Below are 22,621 nucleotides of genomic sequence, written 5' to 3' on the forward strand. Positions count from 1 at the left end.
AGGAGATAGACAATGAAACCATTAGTTGTAGACAATGTATCAAAGCAGTATGGGGACAAAACAGCGGTAAACGGCATTCAATTCGAAGTGGGAGCCGGTGAAATATATGGACTGCTCGGGGCAAACGGAGCGGGTAAAACGACCACGATGCGGATGGTGCTCGGATTGATCTATCCTGACGATGGCAAGATTTTGTACCAGGGTAAGCCGTACAGCCAGGAACAGCTAAAGATGCTCGGTTATTTGCCCGAGGAACGGGGGATGTACCCGAAGGTGAAGATCAGTGACCAGGTGATTTATCTGGCTCAGCTGCGGGGCATGTCCCGCAAAGATGCGGACCGTAACTTGAAAATGTGGCTGGAGAAATTCAACATCTCCGAATATTACAATAAGAAGATTGAAGAGCTCTCCAAGGGGAATCAGCAAAAGATTCAATTCATCGCGGCCGTCATTCATGAACCTAAGATTATTATCCTTGACGAGGCGTTCAGCGGCTTGGATCCCGTCAATGTGGAGCTGCTTAAGAAGACGGTCAAAGAGCTTCGGGACAGCGGCACGACTATACTGTTCTCCACCCACCGGATGGAGCATGTCGAAGAGCTCTGCAGAAACATTACGATCCTTCATAAGTCAAACACCGTGCTGCAGGGCAATTTGAAGGAGATCAAAAAGCAGTTCACCCGTGAGCGCGTCATTCTGGGCACAGAGACCGAGCTGAAGGGCTTGGAAGGCATTGCAGGGGTCCGTCAGGTTAACCGTCAGGAATATGGTTATGAGCTCTTTATTGATCGCGAGGAAACGGCACAGGCGATTTTGCGCCATGCCATGAGTCAGGCAGAGCTGAGCCGTTTCGAGCTGCTCGAGCCCACGTTAAATGAAATCTTTATTCGATCGGTAGGTGACATCAATGAATAATTTCTTAACCGTTATTGGATTTACGATCCGGAATAAAATGAGAACCAAATCATTTCTTATTACAACCGCTATTATTGCGATTATATTGAGTATCGGCGTCAATTTGCCCTATATCATCTCACAGTTTAACAAGGATGAGCCGGCGAATATCGGATTTATCGAGACGAATGCGCCTGAGGTAACAGGGCCTCTCAAGGCATATTATGAAGGTATGGAAAATCCCGGTTTGAAGTTAATATCCTACCCGGATACTGGATCTGGGGAAGCAAACGAAGAAGCATTAAGACAAGCGATTATCAGTGGAGACATTAAAGGGTATATCTTGTTTGAATCGAATGAAGCTGTTGGTTTCCCTAAAGTTTTCTATAAATCTGAGGGACTCATGGATATGGGCACTTCCGGAACACTCTCAGCGGCTCTGCAGACAATCAAGACTGATGCAGTACTTCAAGAAGCAGGGCTGACCGAAGCACAGGAGCTGCTGCTGCGATCGCCGATCGAGATCGAAACGACGCAAATCTCTTTGACCGATGCTGCAGTTGGAGAAGGCAAGTCGGCTGATCAGCAGGGATTGGCCATGGGTTTTGTCTATGCGATGATGATCCTGTTGTTCATGGGCATCTTCGTCACAAGCCAGTTGATCGCCACTGAAATTACGGCGGAAAAAAGCTCGCGTGTGATGGAAATTCTCGTGACCAGCGTGTCCCCGCTGACACAGATGTTCGGCAAGATTTTTGGCATGTTCCTGATCGGCATCATGCAGATCGGGGTTTACGTAGCCGTATTTGTTATCAATGTTACACTGCCTCATAATGTGGAGATGCTGGAAGGCCTTAATATTAACTTTGCGGATATTGATCCTTCTCTGTATGTATTCGCAGTGATCTTCTATCTTACCGGGTATTTCCTGTACTCAACGCTGTTCGCCGCCGTCGGCTCTATCGTCAGCCGGACAGAGGATCTTGCGCAAGCGCTAATGCCGATTACGTTCCTGTCGATGGGCGGATTCTATATCGGAATCTTCGGTATGACATCGCCGACTGCAACGTTTGTTGAGATTACATCGTTTATTCCATTTTTCGCTCCATTTGCGATGTTCCTACGGATTGGACTAACCGACCCGGCATTCTGGGAGATCGCGCTCTCATTGGGCTTGCTCGTTGCCTGCATTCTCTTGTTCGGATGGCTGTCCGCGAAGATCTACCGTACCGGCGTGCTGATGTACGGCAAACGCCCGAGCTTCAAGGAGCTGCGCAAAGCGATGAAGGCTTATAAGGTGTAGGTGCGGGAGCGAAATCTACTGATTATATATGAGAGTCGGTTAGGGTGAGTCAAATGAATGAATGAGAAATATCAAACAATAAAATAGGCTTATATTTGAGAGTTTCCGAATATTGATGGGGGAACAATGAGCCATTTGACCGTACGACCTCGAATGTTTGATGACGAAAGTATGAGAGGCTTCATAACTAGGGTATCTAATGAGAATATTTTATCAGATCCAAAGGTCTTGTATAGGGTATCCGGCATGATGATATACAACAAGTTTAAAAATATGCTCATACCAGAAGACGATCTTGATTTGATTAATCTAAGTGTGGAGTGCTACGATAAAAATGCAGTCGAAAAACCCCCTCAAGTGAAATAAAATTAAAGCAGGCGAGGGGACGTGTTGACAATGAAACGGTACGACAAAGCATTCAAAGAAGAAGCAGTAAGATTGAGCGATGAGATTGGACCAAAGAAAGCTGCCGAGCAGTTGGGCGTAGCCTACCATACTTTGCAGGATTGGAGAAAGCGAAGAACCCTGCACGGCGAAGGAGCGCATATCGGTAGCGGACGCGCGTATGCATCTGCCGATAAGACTGTGCGTGAAATCGAACTAGAAAAAGAACCGAAGTCCCTTGTTCAGACGGCAAGCTATAGCGGGAGCGAAATCTGCAAATGCAAAGCTCTGTTGTTGAGGTAAGTAATAGACACGGTTGAATAAATGGTTAGCCCGTCAGGTCAATTTGTTGATCTAGCGGGCTTTTTTTAATACTTTTAGGTGGAATAATACTGAAATTAAAATGACGGGATGAATTGACGATGAGCCAGATAATCAAATTTACAAATTATCAAGCTGATTTTAACGTCAATATAACACAGACATACTATGCTATTCCAGAAGTAAAATTTTGGTTGAGGGGTGTACATATGAATCAGAGTATGGATCGTAAAACATTTCTGTCTTATCTCGGAACCGGAGCCGCCGCTCTAGCGGCAGCATCTGCCGGTCTCGGAACCCTGGAAGGTAAAGCTTCCGCCGCATCACCTACTGCTGACCATCTTTTCGGGTTCAAAACCAATAAGGTCAGCGGATATTTCGATCCGATTCAACCTTCCAAGGAAGACAACCTCATTATTCCTAGAAACTTTAAATACGATGTCGTTGCCGCGTTTGACGATGTCATTAACCAAGCCGGAGAAAAATTCGGACAAGGCGCCGATTATAATGCTTATTTCCCAATCAACGGTTCGAGCACGCGTGGTCTGCTGGTTACAAACCATGAATACACAAATATCTTTTTATTGGGTCCGATTGTAGACGGTAAAATGACACCCGACCAAATTCAAAAAGATCTTTATTATCAGGGAATGTCCGTTATCGAGGTATACCGTGACGAGAAAGGCACCTGGAAAATGGACACTTCCTCGAAATATTCACGTCGCATCAATGGCTTTACCAAATTTGACATCACCGGACCTGCCAAAGGCTCTCCAGCTCTTTATAACGCAACTGCGGCTCAAGGCACATTCGCGAATTGCTCGGGTGGCGTGACGTTGTGGAACACTGTTCTCTCCTGTGAAGAGAACTATGCAGACACCGCCGCTACCGCAAAATTACCGGATACACATTACGGTTGGGTAGTTGAAATTGATCCGTTTGAGCATTCCTTCCGTAAAAAGCACACAGCTCTGGGACGTTTCAATCATGAGAATACAGCAATGGGCATGACTGCCGACGGCCGCGTCGTCGTATATATGGGCGATGATAAAAAGGACGCATGCATTTATAAATTCATCAGCAAAGGCAAGTACAATAAAGCGAGAGGCCGTGCAAATTCCGCACTCCTTGAAGATGGTACGTTATATGTTGCTAACCTGAAAAGCGGCAGATGGGTGCCTGTTACGATCGGGGAAGTAACAAGGGTGCTGTCGAATGACAATTTCAAGAATCCTTATGGGGTAAGCGCGAAAAAAGAAGACTTGCAAAAGAAGTTTAAGTCGCAGGCGGATGTGGTTGCTTTCTGCCATGAAGCGGCACTGCTAGTCGGTGGCACTCCGACCGACCGCCCGGAAGATATTGAAATTTCACCATTTGACAATACGGTGTTTATCTGTCATACGAATAACGATACGCATGGAAATATCCACGGCCATATCACCCGCATTTTCGAATCCGGCAATGATCTTGGCGCCCTGGAATTTGATTTTGAGATCTTTGCGGCCGGTGGCAGACAGTCCGGCTTCAGTTCGCCGGATAATCTGGCTTTCGACTCGAACGGCAACTTGTGGGTCGTTACGGATATTTCGACGAGCAGTCATAATAAGGGCGTCTACAAGACGTTTATGAACAACGGTCTGTTCGTTATTCCAACCAACGGTCCGGGAAAAGGCGCTGCGATGCAATTTGCATCAGCTCCGATTGATTCAGAATTGACAGGGCCTTACTTCACGCCTGACGAACAAACCCTATTTCTTTCCGTCCAGCATCCCGGCGAAATGACGACGGATTTGAACAACCCGACCAGCACCTGGCCGCACCGCCCGGGAGACAAGAAAGCCCGCTGCGGCGTGGTTGCAATCAGCGGCTTCAAACTTGGATAATTTCTTGCATTCGTTAAACCGTCAGCTGCGGAAATGCTTCCGTGGCTGACTACCATTATAAATAAGGGAGATGAAGCAGCATGCCGTTTGGCAATATTGGTATCGGTGGCCTCGTATTGATTCTGATCATTGCTTTAATCATCTTTGGTCCTTCCAAGCTTCCCGAACTCGGACGCGCTTTCGGTCGTACACTAAGTGAATTTAAAGGCGCTACTCGCGGTCTGGTTAATGGAGAAGAGGATGCAAAAAATACAGAAACCGGCAAGGCTCAGGCAGAAGTTCTGCCTGAAAAGTAATGATGAGTAATCCGAATCAACTGAATGTGGTAGGCCATCTGGAAGAGATGAGAAGCCGTTTAATCCGTACCTTCGTCGCATTTTTGATATCCATGGCAGCGGCGTTCCTTTATGTGCGGGACATTTACGATTGGCTATTGCGGGGCATGGATCAAAAGCTGGTCGTTCTTGGTCCCTCCGATGTGGTTTGGGTATATGTCATGATCTCCGGAATCGTCGCAATAACGGTTACGATTCCGGTCGCCGCGTATCAGATCTGGAAATTCGTTCAGCCTGCGGTTTCCCCGCAAGCGCAGCGGGCGGCAATCCTATTCATTCCTGCGTTGAGCCTGCTGTTCTTGCTCGGAATTTCCTTCGGATATTTCATTCTGTTTCCGATGGTTCTCCATTTTATGATGGAGATGGCGGCGGATGATTTTACGACGATGTACACGGTCCAGAAGTATTTTACCTTTATGATCCATATGACGGTTCCGTTTGGCTTGTTGTTTGAAATGCCGGCTATCGTGATGTTTCTTACGAAGCTGGGCTTGTTGAATCCCGTCAAGCTTGCGAAAGCCCGTAAAATGGCCTATTTTATTCTCGTCATTGTTGCGGTTACCATTACACCCCCGGATATCTTATCGGATATTATTGTGATCGTGCCGCTCTTTCTGCTTTATGAGATCAGTATTACGATCTCTAAAATGGTTTACCGAAAACAACTTAAACTTCAAAATAACGTAAGCGCCGAATCTTAGAGATCGCCTTAACTTTGCGGAGCCCCGTTTAACGGAAGAGATGAAGGGGACGATACGTCTAAGCGGCTCACCGTTCGAGAAAACGACGTTTACCTGCATGTTTAAGCAAATAACCTGCTTCAATGCTTCCGTGAGATGTTCTGCTGTTGCTGAACATCTCTTTTTGTTTTAGATGCCAACCAAGCGCTATTTCTTTCTTAAGAAACAGATAAGGAATGAGAAAGAAAAAAACGACATTCTATACTCTATACTAAAAAGGAAGAGGAAAAATGAGCATTTTATTCATGTCTTGTCTATTACCATGTATAATTTAGTATAATACCTTAAGAATAAGGGAGGTTTAACAATGAATGTCGAAACGGTAATGCAGGAGCTTGAATCTCTCAGCAAGGAAAGAATGAAGAAAAGGTACGTGTCCAACGGCGCGCGCGAACCGCTCTTTGGTGTGGCTACAGGTGAGATGAAGCCTATGGCTAAGAAAATTAAAAAAAATCAATCCTTGGCTGAGCAGCTGTACAACACGGGGAATTATGACGCGATGTACTTTGCCGGCGTAATCGCAGATCCCAAAGTGATGATCGAAGAGGATTTTGAGCGGTGGATCGATTCGGCATATTTTTTTATGCTGTCCGATTATGTGGTGGCAGTTACTTTGGCAGAAACGGATATTGCACAAGAAGTTGCTGATAAATGGATTGCAAGCGGCGAAGAACTGAGAATGTCAGCGGGCTGGAGTTGTTACTGCTGGCTTCTGGGAAGCCGTAAGGATGATGAATTTTCGGAAAGTAAAATCGCCAATATGCTGGAAATGGTGCAAAATACAATTCATGATTCTCCGGAAAGAACTAAATATGCAATGAATAATTTTATTTATACAGTAGGGGTATCTTTTTTGCCTCTACATGATAAGGCGGTCGATACGGCAAAGGCGGTCGGTCCGGTAGAAGTCAATCTGAACAAGGCAAAAGGCAAGTTTCTACTCGCATCCGAAAATATTCAAAAGGCAGTAGATAAAGGGCAGGTTGGTTTTAAACGCAACTATGTAAGGTGTTAGAAAACAAGGCAGCCGACAGAACGATCGGCTGCCTTGTTCAATACAGGGCAGTAAAGCGTGGCAATCTAAAATTACTCTTTGTCATGTGAAAGGAAAGGAAAGGAAATAAACACTAGTGAAAGAATATATTAGCAAAATAAACTGTGCAAGGCGGGACTGACACCGGCGTAAAAGAATGTTTGATCAGAAGTTTGCGGTCGCATTTGCGCTTCAATCGAAAGACAAGCTCCAGGTCGAGGCGATGTATGCGGCTCCGTTCTTTAACGAACTGTCCAGCGCGCTGCGCTCTGAAACGGTTGCCGAAGATTCTCCCCAGCCAGGAAAATATAGACATTACTCATATCTCCAATAAATTATTCTTTCTCTCTTATGTTTCCTTAAGATACAGGGATTGTTCAAAGAAGCTTTTGTAACTGAAAGAAAGGATTATTCGCCAGACAAGAAGCTGCAACAGATACAGGCGGTATTACGACCGCCTGTATCTGTTTTTTATAACCGGGATAATCATGAGATGTGGTGCAGCGGTTTTCCTTCCCTAATGAATGCCCCTCATATTCAAGGATTATATACGTACCCGGTGCACGTGCCTGATAATCGAAAGGGGGTCAAATGACGCTGCCTTATTGAGGAATGGGGATCCTTTATGAAGAAAAACTTGAAACCGGTATTGCAGGGAAAGCATAAGGAGCAGCAAGAACGGGAGGACAAGCGAAAGATGATTGTCGCCGAGGATGGGACCGGGGAATATACCAGCATCCAGGAAGCCCTCGACAGGATACCCGAAGGCAAGCAGGAGGAGACGGTCATCCGGATCAAACCGGGGGTTTACTATGAAAAGCTGCATATCGTCAAACCGTTTGTAAGGTTGATCGGAGAAAGCGCTGAGGATACGGTAATTACGTACGATGATTATGCGCGCAAAACATTTCCGGATGGTACGGAATATGGGACCTTCAATTCCTATACCGTTCTGCTCGGTGCAGAGGGGATAAGGGCCGAAAACCTGACGTTTCGGAACTCGGCCGGAAGGGGCGAGCTTGTCGGGCAAGCGCTGGCCGCTTATGTGGATGGCGATCGGATCATGTTTCGAAACTGCCGTTTCATCGGTTACCAGGATACATTGTTTACCGGTCCCCTGCCGTCTCGTCCGCTGGCGGCTAACCGGTTCGGCGGTCCCAGGGATGAGGAACCAAGACGGCAGGTTCGCCAGTATTATGAGCGCTGTTATATCGAAGGCGATGTCGATTTCATATTCGGTTCGGCTGCTGCGGTGTTCAGAAATTGCGAAATTTTCTCCAGAAGACGCCTTGCAGAGGAGAGCTGCGGGTATATTACGGCTGCCTCCACACCGGAGGGCGCGCCTTACGGTTATGTGTTTCTCAGTTGCAGGCTTACCGGTGATGCGCCAATTCACAGTGTCTATCTGGGACGGCCTTGGAGAAATCATGCCAAGACGGTGTTTGTGAATTGCTGGATGGACGGGCACATCCGGCCTGAAGGCTGGCATAATTGGAACAAGCCTGAGAGTGAATCGACGAGCCTGTATGGTGAGTACAACAGCAGCGGTCCCGGAGCTGACGGGGCGAGGGTCAGCTGGGCATATCGGCTGACAGAAGCGGAAACGGCCGCATGGAACGATGCGGACATGCTGGCCGGCATCGACGGCTGGAGCCCGCCGGCCGAATAGAACGGGCATCAATAAGAAGGGCTGCCTGGGCATGATGAATGACTCCGGTGCAGCACTTCTTTCATTTGATTCCGGTTCATTCGCCTCCGCTTCCGTATTTGCTTCGGTATTGGCCGGGCGTCATTCCTTCCTGTTTGCGGAAGTAGCGGATAAAATTTTGCGGGTTGTTGTAGGTGAGCTTCAAAGCGATGTCCTTGATCGGCATATCCGTTTCAATCAGCCATTTCTTCGACATGGCGAACCGGTATTGGGACAAGTAATCGCTAAACGACATATTTGTTTCTTTCTTGAACACACTGCTCAAGTAAAAGTTGTTGTAATGAAGACGGGAGGCACATTCTTCGAGCGTAATATTGCGGTCGTACTCGCTGTGGATGATCTCGATGATTTGCTCCGACAGATTCTGATACAGCGATTCCTGGCGGTCACCGAATACACGGATCATCGGGACGATGATGCGGTCCTTGAACCATTCCTGAATTTCGGAGCCCACATAGAGCTGAAGCAGCTCGTCATATAAGGAGCTGTCTTCGACGTTGATCTGTTTGAGCGCAATACCGGTCTCCTGCATCACGATCATTAGATCGTTCAACAGGCGGATCAGCGAAATTTGATACTCATGCGGCGTCCGCTCCTTCTGGAATACCTCCTGCATCCATTGATTGAACAGCTCCAATGCTCGGGTCTCATCCGCCAATTTGATGGCGTCAATCAGCATATTCTGAGCCTGCATAGGGTAGAAATAGACGCGGGTATGCTGTCCGGAGTTCAGGCTGAAATAGGGCACAATGACGCCCTTGCCCAGCTTCAGCCGCAGCTTGAGCGCCTCGAGTCCTTCCTGATAGGCCCGCGACGTTTTGTGAAGGCTGCTAAACGGAAGGCTGATGCCGATGCTCACATCAAGCTTGAGATAGTGCTGCATGTTCTGCTGGATCGATTCCGACAGCTTGTAGATATAATCATTAAACTCCTCTTCGGTCATTCCGCTTGTTCCGATGAGCGTAACTTGAGTTTGATCAAGAATGACAGGAGGCAGCATATTCTTCTGCGGGACCATCTCCTCAATAATATTGCTGATTGCGAACAGAAGCAGGTCCAGATCTTTTTGCTCATAACGGGTACCGTTCAACAGATCGATCTGCAGCGTGAATACCGCCAAATGCTGCCAGGCCGACACCCGTCCTGTATAACCGAATTGCTGCAGCTTGTCTTCGATCTCCGACGGTCCGATCTGCCCCTGAAACAGCTTATGCAGAAAAAAGGTCCGTACCTGCTCGCTGTTCACATGCAGCTCATTGCGCAGCTTTGTATTCGAGGCGAACAATTCCCGGATATGATCATCGATGACCTGCAGCTCATTTGTCTTGCTCGCTTGATGCTCAGGCAGTCTTTCTGCAATGCTTTGAAAAATCGTACGGATGGGCGAGTAGACTTTACGGCTGCCAAGCCATACCAGAAGCACGCTTAAGCCGATCATGAGCAAACAGATATACAGGGTAAACCAACCGATCGACCTGGCTTCCTTCTTAAGGGCCGATAGCTCCGTGAAGGACACATACGTCCAGCCGTTAAAACCGGACCGGGTGTAGGTGACGGATACGGTACCGCTGTCGCCTGTGGTTTCGAACTGCCCTGTACCCTCCGAGAACCGTGCCAAGTCGTCCTCCCGTATATAACCAGCATCGCTCAAGGGCATCCCGATCTTATCCTGATCGGGATGCACGATAATACGGAAATCATGGTCGAGTACCATAACTTCCTGTGAAGCCATGCCGTTGTCCATCATGGCCGCTAACCCGCAGCTGGGAATGGTCGTAACAGCTACGCCGCGTGTCTGCGAAGCGGTGAGCGGCATCTTCTTCACAAGCGCAATCGTGTATGGGCATGCATAGCTTTGCGTATCGCTCGAACCAAGTGCATCGGTCGGCAGCAGCACCCAGCTCGTACGGTCGGTTAGTGCCATCAATTCAAGCAAGGTGTCATTGGAAGCGTATTCATTAAAGGGGTAAAGACCTCTGTTATTGATCAGCCAATCGGAGGCTGCATTTGCCAGAATGACATCGGTGACTTGCGTATCGGGAGACTGAAGCAGGCTAAGCTCCGTTTTTAATTCGTTGTACAGCTGAAAATCATAGAAGGTAAGCGGCCGGTAGAGCACGGCTTGCAACTGCTTCGTATTAATGACGTAGTTCATGGTGTAATCCACCGTGCGAAGCACCTGCTCAATATTGCTGTTCATCTGATTCATGATCTGGATATTGCCTTCATTGACTTGCTTCTGGACTGCATTCGAGGATTTCATAAACGAGAAGAACCCAAGGGCAAGCAGAGGAATAATGCTGATTGCGCAGCCGAATAGGACCATCCTGGCATAAATGCTCATCTTGGGCATGATAATCATCACTCCTCGCGTCTAGGGTATCGTTTCTCATTGTAAGGGGAACCGGACATTCCTTCAATAATCATTTGCAAGCCGATAATCATTGGATTAGATCTCCCAGAACCGTCCACTTTTATTGTACAAATGGGATGATTATATTGCATAATCAAGGTAATAGAACGGATAGAGAGGGAGTGTTAAGGTGTCGATGAAATGGCTGCCCTGCATGCTTGCCGGTTTGTTGATGATGATGCTGTTAAGCGGATGCAGCGGCTTCCTGACCGGCTCCGCCAATCCAGCTGGGGGACAGGGCCATGCGGTTAATGATAACGTAACCCTTTCTATTTTTGCAAACCTGCATACGGCACAAATCCCCAAGGATACGATCGAGCTGCTTCTGGAGGAAAAAACGGGCGTGAAGCTGGATATACAGTGGATTCCCAATGACAGCTACGATGAAAAGGTGAACGCTTCGATTGCGACGGGAACGCTGCCTCAAGCGATGTATTTGAAGAATGCCGCGTCATTGCCCGCGTACAAGGACAAGATCCGCAGCGGCATGTTTTGGGAGATTGGACCGTATCTTCATGAATTTCCTAGCCTGAGCGGACTCAAGCCGGAGGTGATGAATAACATTTCGGTTGACGGCAAACTTTACGGCCTGTATCAAGAGCGCGCCTTATCCAGGCAAGGGCTGATCTACCGCAAGGATTGGGCGGATAAGCTGAGCCTGTCCGCGCCTGAAACGCTGGATGAGCTGTATGAAATGTTGAAAGCGTTCACCGAGAACGATCCGGACGGGAACGGCATCCGGGATACAATCGGCTTAGCCGACAGGAGTGATCTGATCTACGGCGCTTTCAAGACGGTCAGCTCCTATTTCGGCACCCCGAACGGGTGGGGTTTTATGGATGGTGCGCTGCTGCCGGAGTTTATGTTCCCGGAATATATCCACACGATGGCCTTCTTCCGGCGGCTGCATGAGGAGGGGCTGATCAACCGCAACTTCCCGGTAACCGGCAAGGCGGATCAGCAGGACCTTCTCATCAACGGCAAAGCGGGGATGTATATCGGTGCGATGGGAGACATTATTTCGCTGGAAGCGAAATTGAAGACGAACAATCCCACCGCCTCTCTCGATGTGCATAACCGGGTTCATGGGCCGAAAGGCTACGGAGTATGGGCCGCACAAGGTTACGGCACAGTGGTACTGTTTCCCAAATCGGCCGTCCGTACCGAAGAAGAATTGAAGAAGGTACTCTCCTTCTTCGACCAATTAATGAGCCCGGAGGTTGCCAATCTCATATATTGGGGTGTGGAAGGCAAACATTATGAGATCGAGAACGGGATGGCGATTCCTTCGGGCGACCAGAAGCTGACCGATCGCGATGTTAAGCCTTACCAGGCGCTGTTGATCGGTGGTCCGAGTACAATCGGCGGCATGCTGCAGCCGAAATTCTCGCTTCCCGCCAAGGAAAAAGCCGAGAAGCTGACGCTGGATAATGAATCGATGCTGATCAACGACCCGGCTGCGCCCCTTGACTCGGCAACGTTCAACGAACGGGGCGTCAGGCTGTATGAGAGGATTATGGATGCCACCTATCTGTTTATGCTGGGCATGATAGACGAGGACGGATTTCAGGCGGAGGTAGACAGGTGGCTGCAGGAGGGCGGGCAGCAGATCATTGATGAATATAATGTTTCCTACAACAAAGGTATCGCAGGGTGAGAGTCCCGGGGGCGGTATCTTTTTTTATGTTCTGCCGGTGGCAGCGATAATCATTAGATCAGATTGGGGATTTTTTTGGAAAGCGCATTCATTTCGAATCACATGATTATTTACGTACCTAGTACCCCGGATATAATCTGAACTTGCCAAACCAATCCACTTTAAACGGAGGTCTGAACATGAAAAAGACAAAAGCCAGTATGCTGCTGGCCGTAGTAACCGCCTTTACGTTATTAGCAGGATGTGCCGGCAATAACGCCGGGAATAATGCCGGGGGGGCGAGCGATTCTGCGGCTGCGGGTAATGCATCCGGCACGGTGAATCAAGCGGAGGCGCCGCAAGAGCCGGTCAAGATTTCAATTATGGCTAATCTGCATACGCCGGAGGTTCCGAACGACAAGGTTGAAAGGCTGCTTGAAGAGGCTACCAATACCGAGCTGGAGTTTCAATGGGTGCCTGACGGCACTTATGACGAGAAAATGAATGCTTCCTTCGCGACCGGCACACTGCCCCATGCGGTATACATTAAAAACCAGACCTCCCTTATCATGATGCGTGACGCAATCCGCAACGGGCAGTTCTGGGAGATAGGACCGCTGCTTGCTGACTATCCGAATCTTGCGGCCCTGAATGCGGATGTCCTCCGAAATACGTCCGTAGAAGGCAAAATCTACGGGCTCTATCAGGAACGCCCGCTTTCACGTCAGGGTTTGATCTTCCGGAAGGACTGGGCCGACAAGCTGGGACTGTCCGCACCGACGACTACCGATGAATTTTATGCTATGTTGAAGGCGTTCAAAGACGGAGATCCGGACGGCAATGGCGCCAATGACACGATCGGATTGACGGACCGGAGCGATCTTGTATATGGGGCGTTCAAGACGGTAGGCTCCTGGTTCGGCACGCCGAACGGCTGGGGTGAGCTGGACGGCAAGCTTGCGCCTGAATTCATGTTCCCGCAGTATATGGAAACCATGAAATTTTTCAAAAAGCTTCATGAGGAGGGTTTAATTAACCAGGACTTCCCGGTAACAAGCAAGACGGATCAGCAGAACCTGCTGATTACAGGCCGTGCAGGTGCTTATGTCGGATCCATGGGTGACGTGGTATCGCTGGATAAGAGCATTACGGAAGTGAATCCCGACGCCTTGCTCGATGTTCAGAACCAAATCGCAGGTCCTGACGGCAGCTTCGGTGTCTGGGCGATCCCGGGTTACGGATCGGTTGTTCTTTTCCCGAAATCCGCAGTAAAAAGTGAAGAAGAGTTGAAATCTATCCTTGCTTTTTATGACCGATTGATGAGCCCTGAGCTCGCCAATCTGATTTATTGGGGGGTAGAAGGGGAGCATTATACGATGGAGGAAGGCAAAGTCGTTCCGATCGAGGACACGAAAGTTACGGACCGTGAAGTGAAGCCGTACCAAGCGCTGCAAATCGGAGGACCGCTAACGATTCAAGGTTTTCAGGAAGCCAAGCATGTGCTGCCATCCAAACAGAAAGCGGAAGAGCTGACTGTCAACAACAACGATTATTTGATCCATGATCCTACCGCTGCTCTGGATTCCGCCACCTACACGCAGGATGGTGTACGCCTGCAAGAGTTAATCAAGGACGCCACCTACAACTTTATGCTTGGTAACCTCGACGAAGCTGGGTTCAACCAGGCTGTTGACAACTGGCTGAAGCAGGGCGGACAGAAGATTATCGATGAATTTAACGCATCGCATGCCCAGTCGCAATAATAGATGAATTGCCGGAGGCTGCTGCAGGATCGCTACACGCACAGCCTCCGCCATCTTTGCCTAAGGAAAGGAAGTAGGAACCATGAGCAATGCAGCCATTGGGAATAAGACGGTCACCAGGCAGAAGCAGACTTCAGGACTGATGAGGAGGATCATCAAGAATAAAGCCATCTATCTCATGATACTTCCCGGCTTTGTGTACTTCCTGATCTTCAAGTATATCCCGATGTCGGGGCTGATCATTGCCTTCCAGGACTATCAGCCGTACCTGGGCATAGCAAACAGCGAATGGGTGGGGATGAAACATTTCAAACGTCTCTTTACCGAGCCTATGTTTTTTACCATTCTGCGCAATACGCTGGTCCTGTTTGCGATAAATCTGCTCTTTTATTTTCCGGTTCCCATCATTCTCGCCCTCATGTTGAATGAGGTTCGCCGCGCCTTTTTTAAGCGGTTCGTGCAGACAGTCATCTATATCCCGCATTTCATGTCCTGGGTAATTATCGTATCCATTTCCTTCGTCATGCTGTCGATGGACCGGGGCATCATCAACGAGCTGATCGCGATGCTCGGGCTGGAGAAGATCAATTTCCTGATGAGCAATGAATGGTTTCGCCCGATGTATCTCCTGCAGGTGATCTGGCGCGAAGCCGGTTGGGGTACGATTATTTATTTGGCTGCGATGGCCGCAATCGATCCCGGATTATATGAGGCGTCACGGATAGACGGTGCAAACCGATTCAGGCAAATGTGGCATATCACACTCCCTTCGATTCGGAGTGTCATCATCGTGCTGCTGATTCTGAAAATCGGGGATGTGCTGGAGCTAGGTTTTGAACATATTTATCTCCTCTTAAACTCCATGAACAGGGAAGTGGCGGAGATATTCGATACGTATGTCTACACGGCCGGCCTCAGGCAGGGGCAATTCAGCTTCAGCACGGCCGTTGGCTTCTTTAAATCGATCGTTGGATTGATTCTGGTTATGTTCGCCAATTGGCTGGCGAAGAAGATCGGGGAAGAGGGTATTTACTAACATCCAAAGGTGGCGTTATCAATGGTTCGAGATCGATCATGGGCGAGCCGGTTGTTTGACGGGCTTAACTATTCCACACTGTTTATTATTGCTTTGGCAACAATTCTGCCCTTCATCCATGTCGTTGCCGGCTCCTTTACAACGGTCGCCGAGCTTGCACAGAAGCAGTTCGTGCTGATCCCGACCGTATGGTCCCTGGACGCTTACCGGTATATTTTCTCAACGAACACCGTATTCAAGTCACTCCTCGTTTCCACCGGAGTTACGCTTGCAGGCACGCTATTCAGCATGCTCTTGACTTCTCTGATGGCTTACGGGCTTTCGCGCAAGGATCTTGACGGCCGCAACATTATCATGTTTATGGTGCTCTTCACGATGCTGTTCAGCGGCGGGATGATTCCTACCTTCCTGGTCGTGAAAGAGATGGGGCTGATCGACAGCTATGCGGCACTCATCGTGCCGACTGCCATCAGCGCCTTCAATCTTATTATCATGCGAAACTTCTTTCAGAATCTGCCGGATGGCCTCGAAGAATCGGCCAAGATCGACGGGTGCGGGGATTGGGGGATTCTGTTCCGTATCGTCATTCCGCTGTCGATGCCGGCCATTGCGACAATATCTCTATTCTATGCAGTCACCTACTGGAATACTTATTTTCAAGCCATCCTTTACTTGAACGATGCGAATAAATGGCCGGTGCAGGTGATCCTGCGGCAGATCGTCATTCTGGCAAGCGGGCTTGCCGCCGATACCTCCGGCATGGAGGATTTCGTCCGGCCTCCGGAGCAGACAGTGAAGATGGCGGTCATTGTCGTAGCGACACTTCCGATCCTGCTTGTCTATCCTTTCCTGCAAAAGCACTTCGCCAAAGGCGCGCTTCTCGGCTCAATTAAAGGATAAAAAACCGGCAGAAAGCGGGGACAATGAAATGCAGCACATGCAAAAGCCTCAAACGCCTGTTATCGGAGGGAACTTCGCCGATCCCTCTATTATCCGAGTCGGCCGGGATTATTATATGACCCATTCCTCCTATAAGCTCACTCCGGGCCTGCTGATCTGGCATTCGCGGGATTTACAGCAGTGGAAGCCGGTTAGCGCCGCATTGACCGCTTATATCGGAGACGTATGGGCGCCCGACTTCGCCGAGCATAACGGCCAGTTCTATATCTATTTCCCGGCGGGGGGCACCAATTGGGTTGTATCCGCTCCAAGTCCTCTCGGGCCGTGGAGTCAGCCGGTCGACCTGGGTATCAAGGGCATTGATCCCGGGCATATAACTTCGCCGGATGGAAAGCGTTATTTGCATATGTCGGGAGGACTGTTCACAGAACTGGCTGATGACGGATTATCCGTCATCGGTGAACCCCGACATGTCTATGACGGCTGGCGGTATCCCGAGGATTGGGTGGTGGAAGCATACAGCTTGGAAGGGCCCAAGTTGACGTTCCATAACGGCTACTACTATTTGACCGTCGCAGTTGGAGGCACAGCAGGTCCTCCTACCAGCCACATGGCCGTATCCTCAAGATCGCGGACCCCATGGGGGCCATGGGAGCATTCTCCGTACAATCCGATTGTTCATACGGAATCGGCGGATGAGCAATGGTGGTCCAAGGGGCACGGCTCATTGATCGAGACAGCTGAAGGGGAGTGGCTGATCGTGTATCACGCCTATTTGAACGGTTACCATACGCTGGGCAGACAGACGCTGATGGAGCCCATCGAATGGACGGAAGACGGCTGGTTTTGTATCTCGGAGCGGGAGGTTCAGCTTCCTTCACAGCCGGAGAGCTTCAACGATTCCTTCGAAGATTCTCTACTGGCGTTGTATTGGCAATGCGAAGGACACGAGCCGTCCGTTAGGTTCAGGCCAGAGGCTGGTAAGCTGACCGCAGATGTTGCAAGCGAACAGGGAACGGCTTCGCCCCTGCTGTTTATGCCTTGGCATGAGCGCTACGAGGCGGAAGTGGAAATTGATACGGCGGATGCCGCCGAGGGACGCCTGATGCTTTATTACAACGATTCGGCTTTTTTCGGGATGGGGGTAAGCGCGGCAGGAGTGCGGCATTTTCGATCCTTCAAACGTTACGGCACCGTACCGTCAACAAGCGGAAAAGCGTTCATCCGCATACGCAACGACAAGCATACGGTGTCCTTTTATTACAGCTTCGGCGGACACTTGTGGCAGAAGTACGACAAGGTGATAGAAGCGTCAGGCTTTCACCATAATACGTTCGGCGGCTTTCTCAGCTTGAGAATCGCTTTGGATGCGGTGGGAGAGGGACAAGTTGCGTTTCGCAACTTTAAATACAAATCGCTGGAAGACTAAGAGAGGTGCAGCGCAATGAAGCGGCGTATAGAACAAATTCTGGCGGACAGGGATAGGGTGTTCGAAGGATTCTTCCCCTGGCTTGAGGAGCAGTATGACAGCGCGAGCGGAGGCTTCTTCTATGCAAGAAGCTCCAAGCAGTCCGGTGAATTTACGCCGGATATTGAATCTACGGCGCAAGCCTTCAATATTCTCGAACGCTGCGGCTTGCTGAAACGGCTCACTAGGGGAGGGAAGGAGGGCGCGGTGCGTTTCTTCCAATCCAGGCAGGATCCGGGTTCGGGTTACTTCTACGATAGCGATCCCAACATGCGTAAAGACGATGTCATGGTGGGCCGCGCGCTGGGATACAGTACCAATGCACTGCGGAAACTCGGTGCGGAGCCTTTGTATCCGCTGCCCAAGCAGAACGAATGGGCGCCCGCTTACATGGCTTCACCCGGGCTGTACGGCCAGTGGCTGCGTTCCATCAGCCTCGTGAACAGCTGGAGAGGCTGTGATCGGCTGTGCAACTCGGCACCGTACATCAGCGTACTGAATACCGCCGAGAGAGAACCCTATTTGCAGGAAGCTTTCCGTTATTTTGGAGAGCTCCAGCATCCGGACAGCGGGCTGTGGGGCCAGGGAAGCCCTTATGTGCAGGTATCCGGAACCTTCAAGCTGCTGACCTTCTACAACCGGTTCAACAGGCCGCTGCCGAGGGCGCGCGAGATATACCGTTCACTACTGAATATTTTGCGGCGTGAAGAGGCGGTCGACATGTGTTACATCCGTAACCCGATCAGCTTATTGACCGCAATGAAGATCAGCATTCCCGGGGAAGATCTCGCCGAAATCGCCGAGATCTCATTACGCAATATGGAGAAGCTGAAACGGGCGGACGGCGGTTATTCACGGGAGATCGAAGGGTCCCCCCCTGCTCCCAATGTGGCGCAGGTGAAGAATGGCGAGTACTATCCGGATATGCCGGCCGCAGTTCCTCTAGGCAAAGGAGAGTTGGAGGGCGATATGAATGCGGGTACGCAGGCCATTCTGATCCGTTACACCCTTCGGGAACTGGCAGGGCTTCCGATTCGTCACCTGCCGATCCCGGATTCCCTGTTCGCCGACGTAACGGGCAAACCGGAATGAGCGGAGAGAGCGGGGAGGCGGGCAGAAACGGCGGAGGCTTCTCCGGAGAAGTCCGCGTCAGCTTGCTGAATCACGGAATCTATCAATTCGGTAACGCGCTCGCGGTGGTTCTGGTCCATTTGTATTTGTGGCGGTTGACGAACGATATGTGGGTGAACGGCGCTTTCAACCTAATTACGCTGCTGGCCGCGCCGCTTGCATCCGTCTATATCGGTAAAATTGCGAAGCTGAAGGATCGGCTGCTCGCTTACCGGCTCGGCATTTATATGACGGCGCTGTTCTATTGCGCCATTCTGCTCGCCGGGGAACGAATGGTGGATTACTATGTATGGTTTGCGCTGCTCAAGGGCATTTCCGCCGCGTTTTACTGGCTTGGCCATTTCACGATGATTACGGATTTAACCGATGATGACAACCGGCACCGGTATTTGGGGCTTAATCTCATCATTACGAACTTAGCGATGTTGGCCGGACCCGCAGCAGCAGGCTTAATCGTGGGTAACTCGGACGGCTTCCGCGGCTACACCTGCGTGTTCATGCTCGCTTTTGCCATGTTCGCTTATGCCTCCTTCAACAGCTTGAAGATGAAGAAGAATTCTTCGCATCACAAAACCTATTACTTGAAGTATACGATACTGATGATCCGTAAATATCCGGTATATGGCCGGTCACTGGCCGGTTGGTTTCTGTTCGGCCTGCCTCAGGGCGTGCTTGCCTATATTCCGGCGATCCTGTTGTACCAGGCGGTGCCGAAGGAATCCTTCGTCAACTACATGAATGTCTTGTTCCTGTCCGTTACGATTCTCTCCGGTTACTTGCTAGCAAAGCGTGGCAGAGTGGAGCGGAATTCGTTCTACCTGAAGGTGTCGGCATGGGGCTTTATCGTCGGTGCCGCAGTGCTTTTCTTCGGGATCTCCCTTTGGTCGGTTATCTTGTTTATGTTGTTGTTCTCCTTCATGAAACCGATTCAGAACAATGCGTACACGTCATATTATTACAAGCTTAGCGGGGAATTGCCGCTCAGGGAGCACTTCAAGGTAGAAGCTGTCGTATTGCGGGAAGTCTTCACCAATGCGGGCAGAGCGGCGGGCGTTGCCCTTCTCATGCTGGCGCCCGGCCAGATGGAGACGGGTTCGCTATCCTGGGTGCTGATGCTCGCAGCGGTTCTCCAGCTGGTCATCGGCCGGCTTGCTGCATCTTCTGCTCCTGCAAAGACATCTGATAATGAGAGGAGATTATTTACCTATGGGCCCAAATGATATGCTGCAAAATGCGGCAAGGCTTCAAACCCCTCTCCTATGGGGACAAGCGTCCTGTGATTCCTTAATGGGACGTTACCTTCCGGAGGAACTTCCGCCTGCCGGCAAATGGCATTACCATCAAGGTATCTTCCTGTATAGCATGCTGAAGGTGTGGGAGCAAACGGGCGATGATGCCTATCTGCAGTATCCGAAACGCTACGTGGACGGATTGGTGGACGCGTACGGGAACTTTCTGTTCGCAAGGGATGAGCTTGATGCCGTCATGCCCGGGTTGCTGCTGTTTACTCTTGACGAGAGATTTGGTGAACCGCGCTATCGGGCGGCCGCGGATAAGCTGAGACAGCTGTTTCGCACATTGAACAAAACCTCCGAAGGAGCATTCTGGCACAAGGATAAATATCCGTACCAAATGTGGCTGGACGGATTGTATATGGGCGGTGTATTCGCCCTGCAGTACGCTGACCGTTACGGCGACGGCGAATTGGTTCCTATGGTTGCGGATTGGGAGAGATTAATGCGCAAGCATATGTACGACGAGACAACGGGTCTCTTGTTCCATGCTTGGGACGAGAGCCGGGAATTTCCTTGGGCGAATCCTGCAACAGGCTGCTCTCCGGAATTATGGGGCAGATCGCTGGGCTGGTACGGCATGGCATTGGCGGATTTCCTGGACATCCTGCCGTCCGGTCACCCGGCTGCTGAGGAATGGAAAGGGGTTCTCGGCAGATTCGTTCAGGGGCTGATCCGTTTCCAGGATCCGTCAAGCGGGCTGTGGTACCAGGTCGTCGACAAAGGCGAGCTTCCGGACAACTGGCTGGAAACCTCTTGTTCCAGTCTGTTTGTCTACGCGATCTCGAAAGCCGTCAAACACGGCTGTATCGGCAAAGAGCATCTGGAAGCGGCGAGGAAGGGATATGAAGGACTGATTGCACGGGTTCGGTTCGATGAGCGGGGGCTTATTGTTCCCGACATCTGCATCGGCACATCCGCAGGCGATTACCAGAACTATGTCACGAGACCAGTGAGCGAGAATGACCTTCACGGGGCGGGGGCTTTCATACTGGCATGCGCAGAAATGGAGCAATGGCATCATGAGCAGCTATAATATTCTGTCGTTCAGTGTCTTTAGTGATGGGGTAACGGACATTGTCTTGAAGAAGTCAGGAGGTGCTGTACGTGAAAAAAATCGGAGAGTGGGAAGCGGCAGAGCCAGGAGTGAAACGGAAAATATTCGAGCCGGGCGATCATCTGATGATGATGGAGGTTCATTTCGAGAAAGGAGCTGAGGGTTATCGTCACCGCCATCCCCATGAACAATTCAGCTATTGCATGCAGGGCAGGCTGGAGTTCTATATCGGGGATAGCGTTACCATCCTGCAGCAGGGAGAAACGATATGCGTTCCGGGCGGCGCGGAGCATGGTGTGAAAGCGCTTGAGCCATCCGTACTGCTGGACACGTTTACGCCGCTGCGGCTCGATCTCCTGAGCGAATAAAAGTGCACCCCTTAGAATAGACATTGGTAAAACCCCAGGGATACCGATGAATACTAGGGGGTGCATTTTTATACTGGCAATAAAAGCTCAAACATTATCCTGAATCAATTAAGATTGAGATGATTCACAGGAGGATCTTTCATTTTCCGCCGGGTACCTGCTCGTTTTATCTGGGATTGAAATGATATAATAGTTAAGAAGGATAAGAGCTATACATATATATTCACAAGAAAGTACGAGGCCGGATAGATGAACAAAATAAAACGAAGATTAGTGCATGAACTTGCAGCAAAAGAAATTCAAAAGTATATTCGGGAACAAGGCTTTGGCGAAGGGGACAAGCTTCCTTCCCTCGAGGAGTTAGCCTCTGTTCTCGGTGTGGGACGCTCCTCTTTAAGGGAAGCGCTCCGCTCTTTGCAAGCTATGGATATGATCGAGATGATTAACGGCAAAGGCGTGTACGTAAAGGATACGCATTCTTATCGTATATCCGCCAAGGTCAAGGTAGATGATGTAAAACGGTCTATGCTGCAAGTCAGCGAGGTGAGGAGAGCGCTGGAAGGAATGGCGGTAGAACTCGCGGCGGCTCGGGCCACAGATCAAATGATCAAAGAAATGGAGTATTACATCTCGGAAATCAAACGATATTCTGAGAACCAGATGGATACGTCCGAATTAGATATCAAATTTCACCAAACGATTTATAAGGCGTCAGATAATCCCGTCCTAGAAAGTGTAATCTTGTCCATGTGGAAAATGTTCGAGGTATTCTGGAGCAATCCGTTTGGGGACAATCAACTTTTCGAAGCTACACTGCCGATCCACTTTACGCTTGCGGAAGCGATCAAAAATAAAGACGGCCAAAAAGCGCGGGCGGAATTCAATAAGCTGATGGACGCGGTTGAAGCCACTATTCATGAAGCGGAATGAATAGTGGCTGATATTCGTTGACGGGT

General features: G+C 49.9%; 20 protein-coding genes. 19 read left to right on the plus strand and 1 reads right to left on the minus strand.

Features of this window, described 5'->3' with window-relative positions; all coding sequences use genetic code 11:
* Positions 1-12: 12 nt before the first annotated feature.
* From IEW11_RS18345 to IEW11_RS18385, 9 genes are all read left to right on the plus strand, one after another.
* Positions 13-915 (plus strand): ABC transporter ATP-binding protein, encoded by a 903-nt coding sequence (locus IEW11_RS18345; protein ID WP_188532522.1) that lies wholly within the window; start codon positions 13-15, stop codon positions 913-915.
* Entirely contained in the window at positions 908-2,197 is a 1,290-nt protein-coding gene (locus tag IEW11_RS18350) for an ABC transporter permease (protein WP_188532523.1), read from the plus strand. Before IEW11_RS18345 ends, IEW11_RS18350 begins: the two co-directional genes overlap by 8 nt.
* Before the next feature lie 396 nt (positions 2,198-2,593).
* Positions 2,594-2,884, plus strand: a complete 291-nt coding sequence (locus IEW11_RS18355; RefSeq protein ID WP_188532524.1) for a transposase — start codon at positions 2,594-2,596, stop codon at positions 2,882-2,884.
* Between the two features lie 227 nt (positions 2,885-3,111).
* Positions 3,112-4,785: a PhoX family protein gene (locus IEW11_RS18360; protein WP_188532525.1), complete on the plus strand. Its 1,674-nt coding sequence runs from the start codon at positions 3,112-3,114 to the stop codon at positions 4,783-4,785.
* A gap of 80 nt (positions 4,786-4,865) precedes the next feature.
* Positions 4,866-5,081: a twin-arginine translocase TatA/TatE family subunit gene (gene tatA, locus IEW11_RS18365; protein WP_188532526.1), complete on the plus strand. Its 216-nt coding sequence runs from the start codon at positions 4,866-4,868 to the stop codon at positions 5,079-5,081.
* A gap of 2 nt (positions 5,082-5,083) precedes the next feature.
* Entirely contained in the window at positions 5,084-5,821 is a 738-nt protein-coding gene (tatC, locus tag IEW11_RS18370) for a twin-arginine translocase subunit TatC (protein ID WP_373289348.1), read from the plus strand.
* A 346-nt stretch (positions 5,822-6,167) separates the two neighbouring features.
* A complete protein-coding gene (locus tag IEW11_RS18375; RefSeq protein WP_188532528.1) occupies positions 6,168-6,875 on the plus strand; it encodes a DNA alkylation repair protein in 708 nt (235 codons plus the stop codon).
* Positions 6,876-7,050: 175 nt separating this feature from the next.
* Positions 7,051-7,227, plus strand: a complete 177-nt coding sequence (locus IEW11_RS18380) for a hypothetical protein (protein WP_188532529.1) — start codon at positions 7,051-7,053, stop codon at positions 7,225-7,227.
* A gap of 291 nt (positions 7,228-7,518) precedes the next feature.
* Complete coding sequence (locus IEW11_RS18385) at positions 7,519-8,562, plus strand: pectinesterase family protein (protein WP_229725434.1); 1,044 nt, start codon at positions 7,519-7,521, stop codon at positions 8,560-8,562.
* A 76-nt stretch (positions 8,563-8,638) separates the two neighbouring features.
* On the opposite strand, the gene IEW11_RS18390 is transcribed toward IEW11_RS18385, so the two are convergent.
* Complete coding sequence (locus tag IEW11_RS18390; RefSeq protein WP_188532530.1) at positions 8,639-10,954, minus strand: helix-turn-helix domain-containing protein; 2,316 nt, start codon at positions 10,952-10,954, stop codon at positions 8,639-8,641.
* 196 nt (positions 10,955-11,150) lie between these two features.
* Here IEW11_RS18390 and IEW11_RS18395 point away from each other — a divergent pair, with 196 nt between their 5' ends.
* The 10 genes from IEW11_RS18395 (at position 11,151) to IEW11_RS18440 (ending at position 22,595) form a co-directional block, all read left to right on the plus strand.
* On the plus strand, positions 11,151-12,671 hold the full coding sequence (locus IEW11_RS18395) for an extracellular solute-binding protein (RefSeq protein ID WP_229725465.1): 1,521 nt from the start codon (positions 11,151-11,153) through the stop codon (positions 12,669-12,671).
* A gap of 179 nt (positions 12,672-12,850) precedes the next feature.
* A complete protein-coding gene (locus tag IEW11_RS18400; RefSeq protein ID WP_188532531.1) occupies positions 12,851-14,413 on the plus strand; it encodes an extracellular solute-binding protein in 1,563 nt (520 codons plus the stop codon).
* An 82-nt stretch (positions 14,414-14,495) separates the two neighbouring features.
* Positions 14,496-15,449, plus strand: a complete 954-nt coding sequence (locus IEW11_RS18405) for an ABC transporter permease (protein ID WP_188532532.1) — start codon at positions 14,496-14,498, stop codon at positions 15,447-15,449.
* Positions 15,450-15,470: 21 nt separating this feature from the next.
* A complete protein-coding gene (locus tag IEW11_RS18410; protein ID WP_188532533.1) occupies positions 15,471-16,349 on the plus strand; it encodes a carbohydrate ABC transporter permease in 879 nt (292 codons plus the stop codon).
* Between the two features lie 37 nt (positions 16,350-16,386).
* Positions 16,387-17,778, plus strand: a complete 1,392-nt coding sequence (locus IEW11_RS18415) for a family 43 glycosylhydrolase (protein ID WP_188532639.1) — start codon at positions 16,387-16,389, stop codon at positions 17,776-17,778.
* Positions 17,779-17,793: 15 nt separating this feature from the next.
* Entirely contained in the window at positions 17,794-18,909 is a 1,116-nt protein-coding gene (locus IEW11_RS18420) for a hypothetical protein (RefSeq protein ID WP_188532534.1), read from the plus strand.
* Positions 18,906-20,168 (plus strand): MFS transporter, encoded by a 1,263-nt coding sequence (locus IEW11_RS18425; RefSeq protein WP_188532535.1) that lies wholly within the window; start codon positions 18,906-18,908, stop codon positions 20,166-20,168. The genes IEW11_RS18420 and IEW11_RS18425 overlap by 4 nt, the downstream gene beginning before the upstream one ends.
* Positions 20,155-21,276: a glycoside hydrolase family 88/105 protein gene (locus tag IEW11_RS18430; protein WP_229725436.1), complete on the plus strand. Its 1,122-nt coding sequence runs from the start codon at positions 20,155-20,157 to the stop codon at positions 21,274-21,276. The genes IEW11_RS18425 and IEW11_RS18430 overlap by 14 nt, the downstream gene beginning before the upstream one ends.
* Positions 21,277-21,347: 71 nt before the next feature.
* Positions 21,348-21,665, plus strand: coding sequence for a cupin domain-containing protein (locus tag IEW11_RS18435; RefSeq protein ID WP_229725439.1), 318 nt, complete (start codon positions 21,348-21,350; stop codon positions 21,663-21,665).
* 249 nt (positions 21,666-21,914) lie between these two features.
* A complete protein-coding gene (locus IEW11_RS18440) occupies positions 21,915-22,595 on the plus strand; it encodes a FadR/GntR family transcriptional regulator (protein WP_188532536.1) in 681 nt (226 codons plus the stop codon).
* The last annotated feature ends 26 nt before the right edge of the window (positions 22,596-22,621 follow it).

This window comes from Paenibacillus abyssi (genome assembly GCF_014640295.1).
GTDB classification, from domain to species: Bacteria; Bacillota; Bacilli; order Paenibacillales; family Paenibacillaceae; genus Paenibacillus_D; species Paenibacillus_D abyssi.